General features: G+C 64.3%; 20 protein-coding genes and 2 pseudogenes. 8 read left to right on the top strand and 14 right to left on the bottom strand.

Annotated elements, in window-relative coordinates; translation table 11 throughout:
• Positions 1-6 precede the first annotated feature (6 nt).
• Complete coding sequence (locus ACVJ5M_RS05645; protein WP_354132411.1) at positions 7-705, bottom strand: hypothetical protein; 699 nt, start codon at positions 703-705, stop codon at positions 7-9.
• Here ACVJ5M_RS05645 and ACVJ5M_RS05650 point away from each other — a divergent pair.
• From ACVJ5M_RS05650 to ACVJ5M_RS05660, 3 genes and pseudogenes are all read left to right on the top strand, one after another.
• Positions 661-1,203: pseudogene (locus tag ACVJ5M_RS05650) on the top strand (MBOAT family O-acyltransferase); the annotation flags it as partial. The gene ACVJ5M_RS05645 and the pseudogene ACVJ5M_RS05650 overlap by 45 nt on opposite strands.
• Positions 1,204-1,376: 173 nt before the next feature.
• Positions 1,377-1,634 carry a hypothetical protein gene (locus ACVJ5M_RS05655; protein WP_354132412.1) on the top strand — a complete coding sequence of 86 codons (258 nt, stop codon included), beginning with the start codon at positions 1,377-1,379 and terminating at the stop codon, positions 1,632-1,634.
• Positions 1,634-2,734 (top strand): hypothetical protein, encoded by a 1,101-nt coding sequence (locus ACVJ5M_RS05660; RefSeq protein ID WP_283017915.1) that lies wholly within the window; start codon positions 1,634-1,636, stop codon positions 2,732-2,734. Before ACVJ5M_RS05655 ends, ACVJ5M_RS05660 begins: the two co-directional genes overlap by 1 nt.
• A gap of 126 nt (positions 2,735-2,860) precedes the next feature.
• Here ACVJ5M_RS05660 and ACVJ5M_RS05665 read toward each other — a convergent pair whose 3' ends face one another.
• The 4 genes from ACVJ5M_RS05665 to ACVJ5M_RS05680 form a co-directional block, all read right to left on the bottom strand.
• Positions 2,861-3,820: an IS5 family transposase gene (locus ACVJ5M_RS05665; RefSeq protein ID WP_166348444.1), complete on the bottom strand. Its 960-nt coding sequence runs from the start codon at positions 3,818-3,820 to the stop codon at positions 2,861-2,863.
• Between the two features lie 260 nt (positions 3,821-4,080).
• Entirely contained in the window at positions 4,081-5,268 is a 1,188-nt protein-coding gene (locus tag ACVJ5M_RS05670) for a pyridoxal-phosphate-dependent aminotransferase family protein (RefSeq protein ID WP_063980480.1), read from the bottom strand.
• 164 nt (positions 5,269-5,432) lie between these two features.
• Positions 5,433-6,158 carry a thermonuclease family protein gene (locus tag ACVJ5M_RS05675; protein ID WP_063980481.1) on the bottom strand — a complete coding sequence of 242 codons (726 nt, stop codon included), beginning with the start codon at positions 6,156-6,158 and terminating at the stop codon, positions 5,433-5,435.
• Between the two features lie 218 nt (positions 6,159-6,376).
• On the bottom strand, positions 6,377-8,107 hold the full coding sequence (locus ACVJ5M_RS05680; RefSeq protein ID WP_063980482.1) for a hypothetical protein: 1,731 nt from the start codon (positions 8,105-8,107) through the stop codon (positions 6,377-6,379).
• Positions 8,108-8,528: 421 nt separating this feature from the next.
• On the opposite strand from ACVJ5M_RS05680, the gene ACVJ5M_RS05685 reads away from it, so the two are divergent.
• Complete coding sequence (locus ACVJ5M_RS05685; RefSeq protein WP_063980483.1) at positions 8,529-9,380, top strand: caspase family protein; 852 nt, start codon at positions 8,529-8,531, stop codon at positions 9,378-9,380.
• A 260-nt stretch (positions 9,381-9,640) separates the two neighbouring features.
• Here the strand turns inward: ACVJ5M_RS05685 and ACVJ5M_RS05690 are convergent, their stop codons facing one another.
• From ACVJ5M_RS05690 to ACVJ5M_RS05705, 4 genes are all read right to left on the bottom strand, one after another.
• Positions 9,641-10,528, bottom strand: coding sequence for an efflux RND transporter periplasmic adaptor subunit (locus ACVJ5M_RS05690; protein WP_063980484.1), 888 nt, complete (start codon positions 10,526-10,528; stop codon positions 9,641-9,643).
• A gap of 347 nt (positions 10,529-10,875) precedes the next feature.
• Positions 10,876-11,991 carry a lactonase family protein gene (locus ACVJ5M_RS05695; protein WP_063980485.1) on the bottom strand — a complete coding sequence of 372 codons (1,116 nt, stop codon included), beginning with the start codon at positions 11,989-11,991 and terminating at the stop codon, positions 10,876-10,878.
• A 123-nt stretch (positions 11,992-12,114) separates the two neighbouring features.
• Positions 12,115-12,252, bottom strand: coding sequence for a hypothetical protein (locus ACVJ5M_RS05700; RefSeq protein WP_175627410.1), 138 nt, complete (start codon positions 12,250-12,252; stop codon positions 12,115-12,117).
• Positions 12,253-12,335: 83 nt separating this feature from the next.
• On the bottom strand, positions 12,336-12,596 hold the full coding sequence (locus tag ACVJ5M_RS05705) for a hypothetical protein (RefSeq protein WP_187387868.1): 261 nt from the start codon (positions 12,594-12,596) through the stop codon (positions 12,336-12,338).
• Between the two features lie 62 nt (positions 12,597-12,658).
• On the opposite strand from ACVJ5M_RS05705, the gene ACVJ5M_RS05710 reads away from it, so the two are divergent.
• On the top strand, positions 12,659-12,781 hold the full coding sequence (locus tag ACVJ5M_RS05710) for a hypothetical protein (protein WP_256376446.1): 123 nt from the start codon (positions 12,659-12,661) through the stop codon (positions 12,779-12,781).
• Positions 12,782-12,811: 30 nt separating this feature from the next.
• Here the strand turns inward: ACVJ5M_RS05710 and ACVJ5M_RS05715 are convergent, their stop codons facing one another.
• Complete coding sequence (locus ACVJ5M_RS05715) at positions 12,812-13,108, bottom strand: transcriptional regulator (RefSeq protein ID WP_084794926.1); 297 nt, start codon at positions 13,106-13,108, stop codon at positions 12,812-12,814.
• Here ACVJ5M_RS05715 and ACVJ5M_RS05720 point away from each other — a divergent pair.
• Both ACVJ5M_RS05720 and rpsU read left to right on the top strand, forming a co-directional pair.
• Positions 13,068-13,394 (top strand): hypothetical protein, encoded by a 327-nt coding sequence (locus ACVJ5M_RS05720; RefSeq protein WP_187387869.1) that lies wholly within the window; start codon positions 13,068-13,070, stop codon positions 13,392-13,394. The genes ACVJ5M_RS05715 and ACVJ5M_RS05720 overlap by 41 nt on opposite strands.
• 186 nt (positions 13,395-13,580) lie before the next feature.
• A complete protein-coding gene (rpsU, locus tag ACVJ5M_RS05725; protein ID WP_063980487.1) occupies positions 13,581-13,862 on the top strand; it encodes a 30S ribosomal protein S21 in 282 nt (93 codons plus the stop codon).
• Here the strand turns inward: rpsU and ACVJ5M_RS05730 are convergent.
• The 3 genes from ACVJ5M_RS05730 to ACVJ5M_RS05740 form a co-directional block, all read right to left on the bottom strand.
• Positions 13,852-14,130 carry a DUF1488 family protein gene (locus ACVJ5M_RS05730; RefSeq protein WP_028149308.1) on the bottom strand — a complete coding sequence of 93 codons (279 nt, stop codon included), beginning with the start codon at positions 14,128-14,130 and terminating at the stop codon, positions 13,852-13,854. The genes rpsU and ACVJ5M_RS05730 overlap by 11 nt on opposite strands.
• A gap of 115 nt (positions 14,131-14,245) precedes the next feature.
• Positions 14,246-14,542: a hypothetical protein gene (locus ACVJ5M_RS05735; RefSeq protein ID WP_028149307.1), complete on the bottom strand. Its 297-nt coding sequence runs from the start codon at positions 14,540-14,542 to the stop codon at positions 14,246-14,248.
• Positions 14,535-14,801, bottom strand: coding sequence for a hypothetical protein (locus ACVJ5M_RS05740; RefSeq protein WP_063986001.1), 267 nt, complete (start codon positions 14,799-14,801; stop codon positions 14,535-14,537). Before ACVJ5M_RS05740 ends, ACVJ5M_RS05735 begins: the two co-directional genes overlap by 8 nt.
• A gap of 370 nt (positions 14,802-15,171) precedes the next feature.
• On the opposite strand from ACVJ5M_RS05740, the gene ACVJ5M_RS05745 reads away from it, so the two are divergent.
• Positions 15,172-15,495 carry a hypothetical protein gene (locus tag ACVJ5M_RS05745; protein WP_049807642.1) on the top strand — a complete coding sequence of 108 codons (324 nt, stop codon included), beginning with the start codon at positions 15,172-15,174 and terminating at the stop codon, positions 15,493-15,495.
• Between the two features lie 35 nt (positions 15,496-15,530).
• On the opposite strand, the pseudogene ACVJ5M_RS05750 reads toward ACVJ5M_RS05745, so the two are convergent.
• Positions 15,531-15,872, bottom strand: a pseudogene (locus ACVJ5M_RS05750) (EAL domain-containing protein); the annotation flags it as partial.
• Positions 15,873-16,160 lie beyond the last annotated feature (288 nt).

Genomic DNA, 16,160 nt, shown 5'->3' on the forward strand with positions numbered 1-16,160 from the left:
CCCTCTTTACCTCTCCCCGTAAGAACGGGGAGAGGGAGAAGAAAGGCGCGCCGCATCGCTCGCCGTATTCCACCTTATATCGTCCCGATTCCGCGAATTGCCAGCGCCGCTGCGCCAAGGACTGCGCCAAGTCGCCGGGTTGTTGATCGCCCCCTTGTATGCTTTAGGGGCGATACCCCCCGCCGCCGGTCCAGCCTGATGCTGTTCAATTCCTACCCGTTCATCCTGCTGTTCCTGCCGGCCGTGCTGGCCGGCTATTTCTGGCTCGGGCGGCGCAGCAATCTGGCGCCGGTGATCTGGCTGGCGCTGGCCTCGCTCGCCTTCTACGCCTTCGGCAGCTGGCAGTTCGTGGGCCTGCTGCTGGTCTCGATCGCCTTCAACTACGGCGTCGGCTATCTCCTGATCGCGGCGAAGCTCGCCCCAATGCAACGAAAGGCGGCGCTCGCGCTCGGCGTCGTCGGCGACCTCCTGGTGCTCGGCATCTTCAAATATGCCGGCTTCGTCGCCGAGAACATCAATGCGCTGGCCGGTACGCATGTTGCGGTCCACATCCTGCTGCCGGTCGGCATCTCCTTCTACACCTTCACCCAGATCGCGTTCCTGGTGGATGCGTATCGTGGCCAGGTCGCGCGTTACGCCTTGCCGCACTACGCGCTGTTCGTGACCTACTTTCCGCACCTGATCGCGGGGCCGATCCTCCACCACAAGGACATGATCCCGCAATTCGAGCGGAAGGAGACCAAGTATCCGGACGCACACCTGATCCTGTGCGGAATCGTCATCTTCGCGATCGGCCTGTTCAAGAAGACCTGCCTTGCCGATGGCATCCAGCCCCTGGTGGCGCTCGCCTTCGAGGCGCGCTCGCCGAGCTTTGATCAGGCCTGGTGTGGTGCGCTCGCCTACACGTTCCAGCTCTATTTCGACTTCTCCGGCTATTCCGACATGGCGATCGGGATATCGCTGATGTTCGGCATCTTCCTGCCCGTGAATTTCAACTCACCCTACAAGGCCACCAGCATCGTCGAGTTCTGGCGCCGCTGGCACATGACCTTGTCGCAGTTCCTGCGCGACTATCTCTACATCTCGCTCGGCGGCAATCGCCGCGGCCGCGTGCTGCGCTACGTCAATCTGATGATCACGATGCTGCTCGGCGGGCTCTGGCACGGCGCGGCCTGGACTTTTGTCGCCTGGGGCGCGCTGCATGGCGCTTATCTCTGCGTCAATCATGCCTTCAACGCGCTGGTGCCCAACGTCCCGACGTTGCTCGTGCGTCCGGTCCGCATCGTCGGAGCCGTGCTGACGTTCCTCGCCGTCGTCGTGGCTTGGGTTTTTTTCGCGCCGAGAGCGTTACTTGGGCGCTGCGTGTCCTCCACGCGATGGCCGATCCGTCGAATATCGTCCTCGGCCGCGAGGAGATCGCCGCATTGGTTCTGGTGTCGATCTACGCCGCGCTGGTGTGGATGTCGCCGAACACGCAAGCGATCATGGGATACGATCACGACAATCGCAGGGTCGGCGAGGCCCTGCCGGCAGGACGGATGCGACCGCTGTTCCTTTACGGCGCGGCGCTGGTGCTCGCTCTCGGGATTCTCGGCATCCAGAGCCACAGCGAATTCATCTATTTCCGGTTCTGATGCGAGGCAATTTCATACATCTGAGACGTCTTCTGCTCGCCAGCATCGCCTGCGTGCTGGGCGCGGCGGTACTCACCTATCTCGTCGATCCCTTGCAACTGTTTCGCCCGTCGCGACTGGCCTTCTATTCCGACGACACGCGCGTGCAGAATGCCGGGCTGATCCGCAGCCAGTCGTTCGACACCGCCTTCATGGGCACCTCGCTCGCGATCCGTTTCCGCCAGAGCGACATCGATCGCGCGCTCGGCGTCCACTCGCTCAAGCTGGCGATGACCGGGTCCAATTCGCGCCAGCAGGGCTTTGTGCTGGAGCGGGCGATCGAGCGCGGCGCCCGGCGCGTGATCTGGGCGATGGACGATTTCATCTTTGTCGATGCGGCGGATATCGAGGCCGATCCCTTTCTGTCCGTCGATCTCTATCGCCAGACAACGAAGGGCATCGCGTCCTATCTGTTCAGCGCCGCGATGGCGAAGGAATCCTTGTTCGTGCTGCTGCGGTCGATCCCGCCGCTGCAGCAGAAGCTGACCCAGGCGGCGCCGTTTCTCCCCGTCAAGTTCGCGCTGTCCGACGTCGACGACATCTACGCGCTGCCGCGCGATTTCGACGTCGCGCGTGACTACAATGCGAAGAAGACGCTTGCCTCGTTCGCTTACATCACGAGCCCCGTGCGCAGCCGCTTCCTTGGCGAAGGCTATGGCTACGACGCCATGCTCCGGCATTTCGAACGCGACGCCGTCGGCTTGATCACGCGTCATCCGGACGTGACCTTCGACATCTACTTGCCGCCCTATTCGATCCTGCAGTTCGTGGCGATGCGTGATGCCTCGCCTGCGACGCTGAAGATCGTCACCGACCTCACCGCGCGCATCGCCGAGCGGCTGACGCAGCTTCCGAATGTGCGTCTGTACGATTTCCGCGCGATCAGGGCGGTGACGCACGATCTCGATAACTACAGCGACGTCATCCACCATTCGCCGGCGGTCGATGCGAAGGTGCTGAATTGGCTGGCGCGTGGAGAGTATCGCGTCGATCCTGAGGCGCCGCTCGCGTCGCTGGATGCGCTGAAAGCTCAGGTCGAGGCCTATCGCGTGGAGCGCTGACCTTTCCCCCTCTCCCCCTGTGGGCCTGTTGCGTTATCGGCTTTTGAGGCTGAAGACGTCAGGAGAGAAGGCCTTGGTCCTGGCAATGCCTGCGAAGATCTGTAGTTGTTGCCCTCAGCGGGCAGCTCACGCGGCGATCGTGGCCCACCGCCTCATGTTGAAGGCGATTGAGGCGAGCAGAACTTGCCCGGTCGCCTTGATCAGACCGACGTAGCGGATGCAGGTCAGCCGCATGCGGCGTTTGAGAGTAGCGAAGGTGGTCTCGACCTGGGCTCGGCGGCGCGCGATGAGGAGGTTGTAGCGTTTGAGCCTCGGCGGCAACTCCGGGTGATGCCGGTTGGGCCGACGAGCAATGCGGGGTTTCTTGCCCTCCGCCTTCAGCCGGGCCCGTCGGGCATGGGTGTCGTAAGCCGCATCGGCCCACACCGCAGCTTCATCGCCGCGGATCAAAGCGTCCGCCGGTGTCGTGTCGTTGATGTTGGCCGGTGTGGTCAGTACCGTGCGGATCAAGCCGGATCCTTCGTCCACACCCACATGGGCCTTGTAACCGAACGTCGTGCCGCTCTTGCCTTGCCGCTTGGTGAAGCGGGCGTCGGGATCGTTTGAGGGGCGATCCTCCTTCGGAGGAGCCGACACCGCCTGGATCAAGGTCGCATCCAGCATCGTGCCGCGCTTGAGGATGACGCCGGCATTCTCAAGCTGACGATCCAGCTCACCAAACAGCTTCTCCAGCAGGCCTTGTTCGACAAGCTGGTTCCGAAAGCGGTTCAGGACCGTATGGTCGGGCGTCGCATCCTCAAGGCTCAAACCGACGAAGCGCTTGAACGACAACCGGTCGCCCAGCGCTTCCTCGAGTTCGCGCTCCGAAAGACCATACAGCGACTGCAACAGCACAGCACGAAACAGCACCAGCACCGGATAGCCTGGTCGACCGGGGCTCCCTTCATCCCGCAAATGGCCGATCAGCTTCTCGAACCGGTACCACTTGACCAGGCCAGCCAGCCGATCCAGCGCCGCATTGGCGCCGGCCCCCTTCGGCATCAGCGCTTCCACAAAGCTCGGCTGTCCCGTCCGCTTGACCGCCATCGCTACCCTCCAAGGCTTTGCCCTAGGGAATCACAATTGACGAATTACGCAACAGGCCCCCTGTGGGAGAGGGTGGCTCGCCGCGTAGCGGCGAGACGGGTGAGGGGTATCTATCCGCGAGTCCATCTCGCAATTGAGTTCGCCGAGACAACCCCTCATCCGGCGCCATAGCCGAAGCTTCGCTTCGGCGTTCCTAAGAACGGCGGCCGAAGGCCGCCTACGCCACCTTCTCCCACAAGGGGAGAAGGAAGAAAGCGCGTCTAGACCGCCACCTGCTCGCCGAGATACGCGACCGCGGCTTCCAGCCCGCCCTTGCCGTGCGGGATCTTCAGCGCATTCAGCCCGATCTCGACCACCCCCAACGTGCCGAGCAGCATCGGCGCATTAACGTGGCCCATATGGGCGATGCGGAAGGCTTGTCCGGAGAGATCGCCGATGCCGGTGCCGAGCACGACGCCGCACTTGTCTTTGCAATAGCGCTGCAGCAGCGCCGGATCGTGGCCATTGCTCATGGTCACCGTGGTCACGGTGTTGGAGCGCTCGCTCGCCTCCGCGACGTTGAAGCCGAGCACCTGGCCTTCCGACCAGGCGGAGACGGCGCGGCGCGCGGCTTCGCCGAGCAGGCTGTGGCGGCGGAACGCGTTTTCGAGCCCTTCCTCGTGCAGCAGGTCGATCGCCTTGCGCAGCGCGAACAACAGATGCACCGGCGCGGTGCCGGCATATTTGCGATAATTCTCGCTGCCCTCGCGCTCGCTCCAGCTCCAATAGGGCGTCGACATGTTGGCCTTCTTCTGCACCTCGAGTGCGCGCGCGTTCGCCGCGACGAAGCCGAGGCCGGGCGGCGTCATCAGGCCCTTCTGCGAGCCGGACATCGCGACGTCGATGCCCCATTTGTCCATTTCGAACGGCATGCAGCCGAGCGAGGCGACAGTGTCCACCATGTACAGCGCGGGATGGCCGCTGGCCTTGATCGCCTTGCCGATCGCCTCGATGTCGTTCTGCACGCCCGATGCCGTGTCGACCTGGACGACGACGACGGCCTTGATGGTGTGCTCCTTGTCGCGGCGCAGGCGCTCTTCGACCTCGTGCGGCCGCACCGCGCGGCGCCAGTCGCCCTTGAGCACCTCGACCTCGGCGCCCATCAGGGCGGCGGCGTTGCCCCAGCCGATCGCGAAGCGCCCGCTCTCCAGCACCAGCACCTTGTCGCCGCGCGACAGCACGTTGCTCAGCGCGGCTTCCCAGGCGCCATGGCCGTTGGCGATGTAGATGTAGGACTTGCCCTTGGTCGCGAACAGCTTCGAGATGTCTGCGAGAAGTGTATCGGTCAGCTCGTGCATCTCTTTGGAGTAGATGTCGATCGCCGGACGATGCATCGCCTGCAGCACCTCGTCGGGCATCGTGGTGGGCCCGGGGATGGCCAGAAATTCCCGGCCCGCGCGAACGGTCATTGCTGTTGGTCCTTGTTGCTTGAGAACAGGCTGGTGGGTCGCTGACTCACGTTCTACGCGCCGTGGAAGCCCAAGAAAAGCACGCAAAACGCAGGTCTGGGGTGGTTTTTGTTTCGAGCATGGTCTTGTCGGAAAACCGCCTCACACTTTTCAGGACCATGCACTCATCTCTTGGTCTCGCGGCAGCCGGCGGCTTCGGCCTCTTCCACCGAGCAGAACCAGCGGGTGCCCTTGCTGATCTTCATCTTGATCTGGGTGTACCAGCGGCTGGTCGGCTGGTGATAGATGCACTCGCCGGCGGTGTTGACGTTGCCCTTGATGGTGCAGTCCGGCGAGGGCGCGACCGGCCCGGAGGCCGAGGCGAGCAGCACCGCATGCGCGCCCTCGGGCGGCTTGGTGGCGCCCAGGATCGTGGTTTTCTTGTTGCGGACGCGCCAGTCCCACGGCGCGATGAAGGCGCCCTGCCACATGCCGGCTTTGGCCTCGCGCGCGGCGGCCTCATCGGGTTCGTAGTCGTGAGAGACGCGGGTGTAGGCGAGTGCCCAGCCGCTGCGCACCAGCCATTTCTGGATGTCCTCGCCGCCGACCTCGCAGCGCGCCACGGTGCGGCCGCGCCGGTCGATCGCGCGGGCGTGGCAGACCCAGCTCTTGCCTTCGGTGTATTTGGCGAGCTCGTCGCGCGCCGCGATGCCGCAGGTCCAGCGTTCGGTTTTTGTATTGAGGCAGAGCTGGTCGACCGCGGGCGCGTCGATGCCGCCAAGCCGGACCCGCGTGTTCCCGATCAGGACGGAATCGCCGGAGCGGACCTTTGCGGTGCCGGTGATGTCGGCGGCCTGGGCCAGCGAGGGGATGGCGAGCAAAGACAGCGCAATCAGGAATTTTCGCAACATGCCGGTCCGCGTGTGAGGAAAATCTCGATAGACGTCGCAATTGTGGTCGGCTTTTGGCCGCCCGGCCAGCGCCTGCCCAACGATTGAGCTTTCAACTTCCCGTCATTGCACGACGGTCTCGTAGGGTGGGCAAAACGAAGCGTGCCCACCATGTCCAGCGCGGTGGCGGATGGTGGGCACGGCGCGCGAAGAGCGCGCCTTTGCCCACCCTACGAGACCTACCCCCGCCCCGCCATCGCCCGCTTCGCCACGGCCAGCCCCATCAGCACGAAGGCCGACGTCACCTCGGGACCACCGACCAGAATCCGCGTCGGCGTCTTCATCTTGTTCCATTCATAGGCGCGGAACGGGCCGCGGCGACCGCCTTCGCCGAGGCTCGCGACGATCACGTTCAGCGCCGGCGCGAAGGCGCGCGGGTCGGCGCCGAGATGGCCGAGCGCGATCAGCGCCAGCGCCGCGTCGAACACGTTCATCTCCGCGGCCATCAGCTCGCCCTTGACGTAGGAGAGCACGCGATGGCGGATGAAATCGAAATCGCCGTCGGGGTCGATCGCGGCCTGTGCTGCCAGCGGCAGTGCGAGGAAGGCCGCATAGCAGCGGCCGAAATAGGCGCTGTAGAGCTCGGGCAGATAATAGATGTGCGAGCGCGGATTGGCGAAGGCGCCGTTGGCGGCGAGCCGCTTCTGGAAGCCGATGATGCGATGCACGGTCGCCAGCCGCGCCGGCGTCTCCAAAATCTTCCAGCGCGCGAGGTTGCGAAAGCTGACCTCGAGAATGTCGAGATTGAGCGTCGGATCGAGATCGTTGCCGTAGGGCCGCTCGCCTTTGAGGTTATCGATCCAGGTCGCGACGCCGCCCTCGTAGTCGATGTTGTCGTTGAGCGGCACGGTCACGCGCGGTTCGTTGACGCCGGCGAGCACCTGATAGCCCGAATAGAAGTCCAGCAGCGGCTGGTCGATGATCGGATCGGTGCAGCCGGCTTGCGTCGCTGCCGAGATCGAGCACGCCGTGGTGTCGCAATCCGGCACGTAGACGCCGAAGCCGAGGTCCTGCTTGATCTGGGCGAAGAAGCGGGAGAAGCGCGGATGCGGCGCCGGCGCGAGCGCGGTGATGACGTTGAAGCGTGTGCCGTCGATACCCTCGACCTCTTCGCGGCTGATGTTGACGCAGAAATCGACCATGTCGGCGATCGCACGCTCGGCTGCAATCTTGTCGGCCGGCGAAGCGAGCCCGGTCTCGACATAGCTCAGCAGCGCCTCGATGAAGAACGCGTCGTAATAGGCCGAGCGGTGTCGGATCTGCACCGGCTCCCACATCGGCTCGGCAATGCCGCTCCAGGGCGGATTGACGACGGCTGCTGCCTGTGAACGCGCGATGAAGACGCGGGCGAGGTTGAACAGCAGCGAGGAGTTCTTGTAGCCGCGCGCGTTCAGCCCCGTCAGCGCCATGGTCAGCTCGCGCCCGCGGACATCGGGGTCGCCGATCAGGTTGAAGGCGGCATAGGTCGGCAGGAAGCCGTTCTTGCGGTACGAGCCGAGCAGATGCTGCGCGCAGTCGCGGATCACGCCGTCGATCTGCGCTTGTTGCGGCGCTAGGCCCGTGAATATCGCCGGCGGCGGCTTTGGATGGTCGAGCGCGATGCTGTCGACGAGATCGGCGACGGGCTGGCCGATCGCCGCCCAGTCGGGCTCGGCGTCGTCGCGTGCCCGCACCAGTGCCGTGCGAAGCCGGGTCAGCTTCGCCTCGTCGCGCAACTCGGGCAGCCCGGCGCGACCGAGCAGGATCCGCAATGCGGGATTGCCGAGCGCGGTCTTGTAGAACTTGGCCAGATGCGGATCGCCGCTGGCTGGGCCCGACAATACGGGATCGCAGACGTCATAAAGCGACGGGCCGTCTTTTCGCGCCGTCAGCGCCCGGCAGGCAGCGCCGGCAAAATAATGAAAGCTCATGAAATACCTGGTCGCGGGGTCTTGGCCAGGGGCCGGCCGGCACGCTCCCATCTGCGCGCCACCCCCTGCAAGTCTTTGAAAAAGCTACCCGGATTCGCGGGAAATTCAAATGTGATGGCGGTCACGGAAAAATCCGGCACGGGAGCTGCATGATTAAGGCCGTTACAAGGGGCTCGCGACGAAAAGACGTGCAAATTCTGCTCGGAGGATTAACCAATATCTTCAGTCACTTAGCTCAAATTTTGGGCGATCTATTGCCGGGGAGGAGATATCCGGTTAAGGCTTTGTTTGGTGCGGCGCCGCAAATTGCGCGCAGTTCGGGGGCACATCCCCGGCCAATCCCTCAAACCTGAAGCCACCATCGCGCTACTCAAACATTGTGCGCGCGCTTGGCTGGTCTTTGGCACAGGAACGAACCGAGATGAATGTAAGGCAGCTCGAGCTTTCCAGACGCACGATCGCGGTGGCCGCAGCCCTCATCGGCACGGTGTCGCTCGTGATCGGCGCCCATGCTGCCCTCAACATGCGCGCGATCGATGCCGCCAAGGCCGTGGCGACCGACGAGGTCACCGGCTCGATCGGCCAGTCGTCCCGCCTCGCCCTCGTCATCGGCAATGGACATTATCCCGACGCCAGCGCGCCGCTGACGCAGTCGATCAACGACGCCCGCGCGCTGTCCTCGTCGCTCCGTAAGAACGGCTTTGACGTCGATATGGTGGAAGACGCGACCAAGGACGACATGGTCCGCGCCGTCAACCGCCTGAAGTCCCGGATCAAGCGCGACACCGTCGTCATGCTGTTCTTCGGCGGCTACGGCGTGCAGGCCGGCCGCGAGAGCTACATGCTGCCGGTCGATGCGGTGATCTGGAAGGAAAGCGACGTCCGCCGCCAGGGCGTGTCCATCGACGGCGTGCTCGACATGATGAAGGAGCAGGGCGCCAAGGCCAAGCTCGTCGTCGTCGACGCCTCCCGCCGTAACCCCTACGAGCGCCGCTTCCGCTCCTACAGCCATGGTCTTGCACCGATCAGCGCGACGGACAACGCGTTGATCCTTTCCTCGGCTTCGCCCGGCAAGGTCGTCGACGACGGCAAGGGCGAGTACAGCGTGCTGGTCGGCGAGTTCCTCACCAACCTCAATGCGCAGGGCAGCGCCGAAAGCGTCTTCAACAAGACCCGCGTCGCCATCTCCCGCGCCTCCGAAGGCGACCAGGTCCCGACCATCTCCTCCTCGCTGCTCGAGGACGTCCATTTCGGCGAAGCAGCCGGCGGCTAGCCGCAAATTGTAGGGTGGGCAAAAGCGCAAAGCGCCGTGCCCACCATCTTTTCGAGATTTCAATAGAAGACGTGGGCACGCTTCCGCCTTCGCTCGCCGAGCTACGGCGGACAAGTCGCTTTGCCCACCCTACGGTCTGCGTGTGTAACGCACCACTGCCCCCACATCGTCATTGCGAGCGAAGCGAAGCAATCCAGGGTCTCTCCGCGGAAAGATTCTGGATTGCTTCGCTTCGCTCGCAATGACGGTTGAGGCGAGCCCTACTTCGCGGCTTCCGTGGCCATCACCGGGCGCACCGGATCGCCTTCGCGCAGGATCGCGCCGGCGCGGGCGACGACGATATCGCCTTCGTTGAGGCCGTCGCGAACCTCGATATTGCCGCCCGACATCAGCCCGATCTCAACCCGCTTGGTCTCGACGCGGTTGCGGCGGATCACCTGCACCACGGTGCCGGCGGTGGAATACTGCACCGAGGTCAGCGGCACCGCGACGTTGCAGCTCTGCCCGGTCTTGATCAGCGCGCGCCCGCTCGCGTTCAGCAGCAGCCGCTTCTGCGAGGAGATGCCGATATAGACCATTCCCTGCTGGATGTTCGGCTCGACGGTCGGTCCGATGCGGCGCACCTTGCCGTCGAGATCGCCCGCGCCGGCAATGCGCACCGTCGCCTGCTGGCCGACCGCGAGCTTCCGAATATCGGTGGTCGCGACCAGGCCGACCAGATCATATTCGCTGCGCGCCACGATCGTGAACAGCGCCTCGCCCTTGGCCGAGGCGAGGTTGCCGATCTGCGCGGTCGACGTCGCGATCACGCCCGCCACGGGGGCGGTGACCTGAAGCGTGCCGCCTTCGGGCAGCGCCAGCCGCGCCAGCACCTGGCCGGCCGTGGTGGTGTCGCCGGCTTCCGCCAGCACGTCCGTGACCTTCAGGCCGGGACGTTCCGGCCGCACGGAGGTCTCCTCGCGCGCGATGATCGTGCCGGTGGCCTCGACGATGTCGGAGAAGCAGGATTTTGCGACCTTCAGCACTGTGACCGCGGGCCCCTTGGGCGCGTCGTCATCGGCGGCGCGCGCGGGCTGGGCGGACAGCAGAACCAGTCCGGCGAGAGCAACGAGTTTTTTAGGAAAGGAACGCGCAGGCAATGAACGCATCGGTCATTCCGGTTGGGGCCTTGACGGCCTCATCGTTAGCAGAAGCAACCGCGGCGGACCATGGGCCGGCCGGATGAGAATGCCGCAGCGCAGGCGGCGCGATGCCGCTTGTTGGATTAGTCGTGGCAAGGACGAAGAGGTTCGCCGTCTCTTACCCTCCCCTGGAGGGGGAGGGTCGATCGCGCGCAGCGCGAGCGGGGTGGGGTGATCTCTCCACTCGGGCAGTGTGCGAGGCGGAGAGGCCGTCACCCCACCCCGCTACGCATTTCGCTTCGCTCAATGCCTAGCGACCCACGAGCGAGCTACGCTCGTCTCGGACCCCTCCAGGGGAGGGTAGGAAAGTAGCCTCACTGCAGCGTCAAGAACTCCACCCAGTTCGGCTTCTTGCCGGTGGGATAGGATTTCAGCTTGGCGAGCGCGCCGCTGCTCTGGTCGATCGCATAGACCGTCATGCTGTCGGAGAGCTCGCCGACTGCGGCGAGGTAACGCCCCGACGGATCGATGTGGAAGCCGCGCGGCTGCTTCTCCGTCGGCACGCTGCCGATCGTGGTCAGCTTGCCGCTTGTTGCGTCGACCTTGTAGCCGGCGAGCGTGTTGGTGGTGCGCTCGGAGGCGTAGAGGAAGCGGCCGTCCGGGGTGATGTGGATGTCCGCGGCCCAGGGCTTGCCAGTAAAGCCTTCCGGCAGCGCGGTGGTGCGCTGGATCTCGTCCCATGCGCCGCTCTTGGCCTCATAGCTGAACGCCGCGACGTCGCCGTTCAGCTCATGGACGAGATAGACGAACTTGCCGTTGGGATGAAACACGAAGTGCCGCGGTCCCGATTTCTCCGGCACCTTGGTCACCGGCGGATCGCTCGGCGCCAGCGTGCCCGCGACTGCATCGAACGCGAAGGTCAGCACCTGATCCGAACCGAGATTGGTCGCGAACACGAAGCGGTTGTCGGGCGAGGGCAGGAAGGCGTGCGCATTCAGCCCGGTCGGAATCACCTGCTTCGGCTCGCCGGCGACGCCGTTCGGGCTGAGCGGATTCAGCGCGACCCTGTTGCCGCCATAGGAGGCGCTGAACAGGAATTTGCCAGTGCTGTCGACGGCGATGTTCGCCATGCTGTCGGCAAGCGGACCATTGCCGAGAGGGCTGAGCTGGCCCGTCTTGGGATCGATCGCAAAGCTCACCGCGAGGAATGGTTGCGAGCGCACGCCGGCAATCAGCACGCGGTGGTCGGGTGTGATCGCGAGCGGTGTCGACGAGCCGGGCTTGTCGACGCCGGTGAAGGCGGCGGTCTGCACCGGTGTCATCTCGCCGCTCTCGGCCAGCTTGAACACGCTGATGTCGTTGCTGTCGGCGTTGCCGACATAGGCGAAGGTCTCGGCCATGCCGGGGCGGACTCCAGAAACGAGGGTGAGGAAGGCGAGGGTGGTGGCGATCGCAGCGCGTGGCGCGATGCGGCGTGTCGGTCTCGGCATGGGGCTCCTCCTTACAGCGTTACGGCCTTGTCGTTTTGTCCGGAGGATAGCGGGAGCCGTGCCGCCTTACCAAGTTCCGGTTGAAGATCGATCGATGCCGAAATTGTATCGGTCGCGCGGTGGCTACCGCACTGCGGCCGTCTGGCTGCGGGAGGGCAGATGCGGGCCGGACGCAGTGTTGGGTGCCCCGAGCAGGCCCCACACGGCCACCGCCAGCAGCGCGCAGGTCAAAATGGTCCAGGCGACCAATCGTTTCCGCATCAAGCCAAGTCCATCCGTTGTTTGAAACCCCGGGGCCCGCACATGATCGTGCACTGCAAACGGCGACGATCCTATGAACTCGTTCACAGGCACAACATCGCATCGGCATTGCGAACCAATGCCGCGGGAGTGCATTGACCCATATGCCGCGTGAAAATGACCTCGAAGGCAAGCCCGACATGGGCGGCAAGCATGGCGGCCAGAAAGGCCAGCCCAAGCCGCCGCCGCGCCCGCGCGAGGGTCCGCACGATGAGGACGTCGTGGCAAAGCGCCACACCGGCCAAACCGATCGCACGCTGCCGCCGACCAAACAAAAATAGCGCTGTATTTCGCGCCGGGAACATCAGCCTCGCCTTGCCGTTATGCTGATCCCGCAAGCGGACGAGGTCGAACCGGAGGCTGGCACGTGTTTTGGATCTATTGGAACACCGCTTGGTCGCTCATCATCAGCGGCATCATGTTCACCACCATCGTCACCCATCCCGACGCCGAGTTCGCCGAGATCCGGGCGGCAAAGCAGGCGAAGTGAGCCCGCGCGCCTGAGGCCCGATCTCCGGGGCTATGAACCGTTCGCGGGTAGCGATGGCTGCTCCGTCGGCGGCGTTGAAGACGGCTTTCGCGCCGCTCTGCTCGAGCGCTTCTTGACCGCGGGTGCCGGCAACGCCGCTTGAAGGGCTGCGTCAGCCGCTTGCTTGGCTTCGCGCGCCTCTCGAAGCCGCGCCATGTTCTTGCGAATCTCGATGGACTGCCTTTCGACGTCTGCCAGTGCAAGTGCTCCCTCTTCGGCGGCGAGGCGCCTGCGATTGGAGCGCGCGATGCTTTCGGGTGACAGCTCGGCGGATTTCCTGGCGCTCATGCTTCACTCCGTTGTGCAACCGGCAAAACCCGCTCGATCCGGGGATCGAACGGGCTGGCGCGCGACAATCGCGCGAACGCTTTCAACTCGGTCGATGTCTTTGGAAAAGGTGCCCGCGGGCGCATTCAACGAGGCACAGCGGCTGATCGAACGCCCCCGATATATGTCTCGTTCGATTTTCTGCAAGGACGGCAAGGCCGATTTGGCTCAGCCAGGCAGCTCCGGCGCCTCGATCGAGAGGCTTCACGCGATCCGGCCGACGTGCAGCCAAGGCTTTATCGATTGACAGGGCTGCACTGGAGTGGTCACGTGCCAGCGCGAAGTTGCATCGCTGTGACAAGCGCATCGACTTGTCCGAAGCTGGCGACGAATGTCGCAGCGCTATCCTCAAAATTCGCAATGAAGCTCCTGCGCAATTGGCTGCCATGCAGGGCGTGTCGCATTTGCAGCCCCAAGCGAGGAGGAGGATCGATTGCAGGTACTCGTCAGAGACAACAATATCGAGCAGGCACTCCGTGTTCTCAAGAAGAAGATGCAACGCGAGGGCGTCTTCCGCGAAATGAAACAGCGGCGTTCCTACGAAAAGCCCTCGGAGAGAAAGACTCGCGAGAAATCCGAGGCCGTTCGACGCGCCCGCAAGCTCGCGCGGAAGCAGGCAATCCGCGAAGGATTGCTGCCCGCGCCGCCGAAGAAGAAGCCTTTTGAGCGCAAGCCGCCCCTGCCGGATGTCAAGGCTCGGGTCCCTATAGCCTGAAGTCGATGCCTCGCAGCACGATGCCGGGCGGCGTGCCTTCGAACTCCGTCGCGCGATATTTGCTCGCCGCGCGTGCTTCGATGCGATCCCGCAGGCGAGTGAACTGGGCCTCACGTTGCTCGGGCCTGACCTGCGGGCTGGGCTCGAGGTAGTCCATCGCCGAGGTCGAGATTGCGCAAGGAATCTCCCTGGCACCGTCATGCATCGAGAACCGGACGATCATCCGATCGTATTCGTGGCCGATAAAGCGGCCGCTGGTCAATGTCATGGCTTACTCCGTCACCTGATTGCTGCTTGGCACGATGCCCCTCAAATCATCGCCGCCGATTCCCGGCTGGCCGGAACGTGGCGCACGTCGAGACTGCAGGCGGCCGTCGTTTGTCTCAGTCATCACCCGACAGCCGGACGAAATCGTCCAACAGCGCCGCCACCAGCGCGCGGTGGCGTGTGTCCTCGGCGGGCAGGCTCGCAGCATAGAGGTTGAGCAGATGGCGCGCCTTCACCGCCGCTTCCGGCCAGGACGTGGCGGGCACCGTCATCATACGGTTCTCGAGATCGGCCTCGCGCTCGCGCAGTTCCCTGACATTTGCCTCGACCTCCGCCAGCGCGCGGCGCAGGTCGGTCGCCTTCTGCGCGGCCATGCCCCGGTGCTTGTCGAGATCGACGGTGCGGTCAGTCATTCGCCACGCTCGCGTCTGCGGCCTGCGCGTTCGCAAGATCAACCGAGCCGATCGACAGCATCTCCAAGGTTCCGCGGGGGCCTTCGGCGGGCACGGTGATCATCGTGGCAACGCGGCGATAGGCCGCGAAGGTCAGGCCCTCGATCGCCTCCTCGTCAGTGACGACCTCATAGGCGCCGGCCGGCAACATGCGCTCGACGCCGCGGATGCGGAACGGATGCCTGAAGGTGACGGTTTCACGCCGCGAGCGGATGGTCATGCACGCCTGCCTTTCGCAAGTGAAGCCCCAACCGGTGCCGGCCGTCACGACCATGCGCGCTCGCCGCGGCAATAGCCAGTACTATCGTCGCCGGGCCGGCAAGCGACGATGTCACAGCAGCCATTGTTTCCGCAGCATTTTAACCCTCGCTATTGGCTCGGTGCGGGCGTAGGGTCGCTGCCATCACCGCACGTCTCAACGGCTTCGACCGGTGACTGAGGGGCACGTGTGCTCCCGCCGAAGGCTTCGCAGGAGCGTTCGATGGCGTGCGTTCGCTTCGCGGATCGGATCGTGCCGCCGGTGATGGTTCCGCGGTTTCTTCTGCTTCTCGTCGGCGCGGCCGCCATCTTCAATGGCTAGGGCAACAATTGTGCCGTATCTGGTCAGCGGGACCAACGAATACGGCAGCTCCAATCTCGGTCGCGGCAAGGCGACGTTCGCGCTGCGCCTCGCTCGAAAACTGCTGCGCGAAGGCTACATGGACGTCAGGGTCTGCACCCCTCGTGGACGGCTGCTGCAATCGGATGAGCTCGACGAGCTCGAACCAACGGAGAGCGACATGGCAAAGGGTCAGCAACGCGGTAATCGCGAAACCAAGAAGCCGAAGAAGGAAAAATCCAAGGTGATCGCGGCGGCGCCGAGCCGCAAGGAAGCCGCCTGGCAACCGGATTTCGGACCGGCGAAGAAGAAGTAGCGAGGCGTCGGCGAGGGATGGGGTGACTGGCCGCGCTAAGCCGCCACCGCCTGCGCCGACAACAGCTGCCTCAGCTTCGCCGCCGGCACGGCGGGGCTGAACAGCCAGCCCTGCATCTGGCTGCATCCGAGCTGCCGCAGCACCTCGCGCTGGGCTTCGGTCTCGACGCCTTCGGCCGTCGTCGCCATGTGGCGGGCGGCCGCCATGTGCACCACCGCCTGCACGATCGGAGAGGAATCCTCGGACCGGCCGATGTCGCTGATGAAGCTGCGGTCGATCTTGATCTTGTCGAACGGGAAGCGGTGCAGATAGCTCAGCGACGAATAGCCGGTGCCGAAATCGTCGAGCGCGATGCGCACGCCGAGCTCGCGGAATCGACATGATCACCCTGCGCTTCAACTACGGCTTCGGCTGCTACACGACGCCGATCACGGCGCGCTATTAGTTCAATCTCGGTCCCCAGCAACCTGGCCCCGGGGAAGCCGCCCGGGGCGGTCTATTTGTTGCTGGTCTGACGAACGCCGCGTCGCGCTGTGCTGCGATCAAGGGTTGACGTCCGCTCGTCAGAATGGCGGCGCAAGAACGGACATGTCGCAGGTCTCGCTCGGCCCGCGCGCCACAATTCTTTCTCCAATTCCCTTGATTTGAATCAATGCGGCATCGCG

The organism is Bradyrhizobium sp. S3.7.6, assembly GCF_054061875.1.

What these genes read in the sequence shown, in the direction of transcription:
- ACVJ5M_RS05655 (WP_354132412.1), top strand. Translation starts at nt 1,377, where the DNA reads ATGGCCGATCCGTCGAATATCGTCCTCGGCCGCGAGGAGATCGCCGCA.
- ACVJ5M_RS05660 (WP_283017915.1), top strand. Translation starts at nt 1,634, where the DNA reads ATGCGAGGCAATTTCATACATCTGAGACGTCTTCTGCTCGCCAGCATC.
- ACVJ5M_RS05665 (WP_166348444.1), bottom strand. Translation starts at nt 3,820, where the DNA reads ATGGCGGTCAAGCGGACGGGACAGCCGAGCTTTGTGGAAGCGCTGATG.
- ACVJ5M_RS05670 (WP_063980480.1), bottom strand. Translation starts at nt 5,268, where the DNA reads ATGACCGTTCGCGCGGGCCGGGAATTTCTGGCCATCCCCGGGCCCACC.
- ACVJ5M_RS05675 (WP_063980481.1), bottom strand. Translation starts at nt 6,158, where the DNA reads ATGTTGCGAAAATTCCTGATTGCGCTGTCTTTGCTCGCCATCCCCTCG.
- ACVJ5M_RS05680 (WP_063980482.1), bottom strand. Translation starts at nt 8,107, where the DNA reads ATGAGCTTTCATTATTTTGCCGGCGCTGCCTGCCGGGCGCTGACGGCG.
- ACVJ5M_RS05685 (WP_063980483.1), top strand. Translation starts at nt 8,529, where the DNA reads ATGAATGTAAGGCAGCTCGAGCTTTCCAGACGCACGATCGCGGTGGCC.
- ACVJ5M_RS05690 (WP_063980484.1), bottom strand. Translation starts at nt 10,528, where the DNA reads ATGCGTTCATTGCCTGCGCGTTCCTTTCCTAAAAAACTCGTTGCTCTC.
- ACVJ5M_RS05695 (WP_063980485.1), bottom strand. Translation starts at nt 11,991, where the DNA reads ATGCCGAGACCGACACGCCGCATCGCGCCACGCGCTGCGATCGCCACC.
- ACVJ5M_RS05700 (WP_175627410.1), bottom strand. Translation starts at nt 12,252, where the DNA reads ATGCGGAAACGATTGGTCGCCTGGACCATTTTGACCTGCGCGCTGCTG.
- ACVJ5M_RS05705 (WP_187387868.1), bottom strand. Translation starts at nt 12,596, where the DNA reads ATGTTCCCGGCGCGAAATACAGCGCTATTTTTGTTTGGTCGGCGGCAG.
- ACVJ5M_RS05720 (WP_187387869.1), top strand. Translation starts at nt 13,068, where the DNA reads ATGCTTTCGGGTGACAGCTCGGCGGATTTCCTGGCGCTCATGCTTCAC.
- ACVJ5M_RS05715 (WP_084794926.1), bottom strand. Translation starts at nt 13,108, where the DNA reads ATGAGCGCCAGGAAATCCGCCGAGCTGTCACCCGAAAGCATCGCGCGC.
- ACVJ5M_RS05730 (WP_028149308.1), bottom strand. Translation starts at nt 14,130, where the DNA reads ATGACATTGACCAGCGGCCGCTTTATCGGCCACGAATACGATCGGATG.
- ACVJ5M_RS05735 (WP_028149307.1), bottom strand. Translation starts at nt 14,542, where the DNA reads ATGACTGACCGCACCGTCGATCTCGACAAGCACCGGGGCATGGCCGCG.
- ACVJ5M_RS05740 (WP_063986001.1), bottom strand. Translation starts at nt 14,801, where the DNA reads ATGACCATCCGCTCGCGGCGTGAAACCGTCACCTTCAGGCATCCGTTC.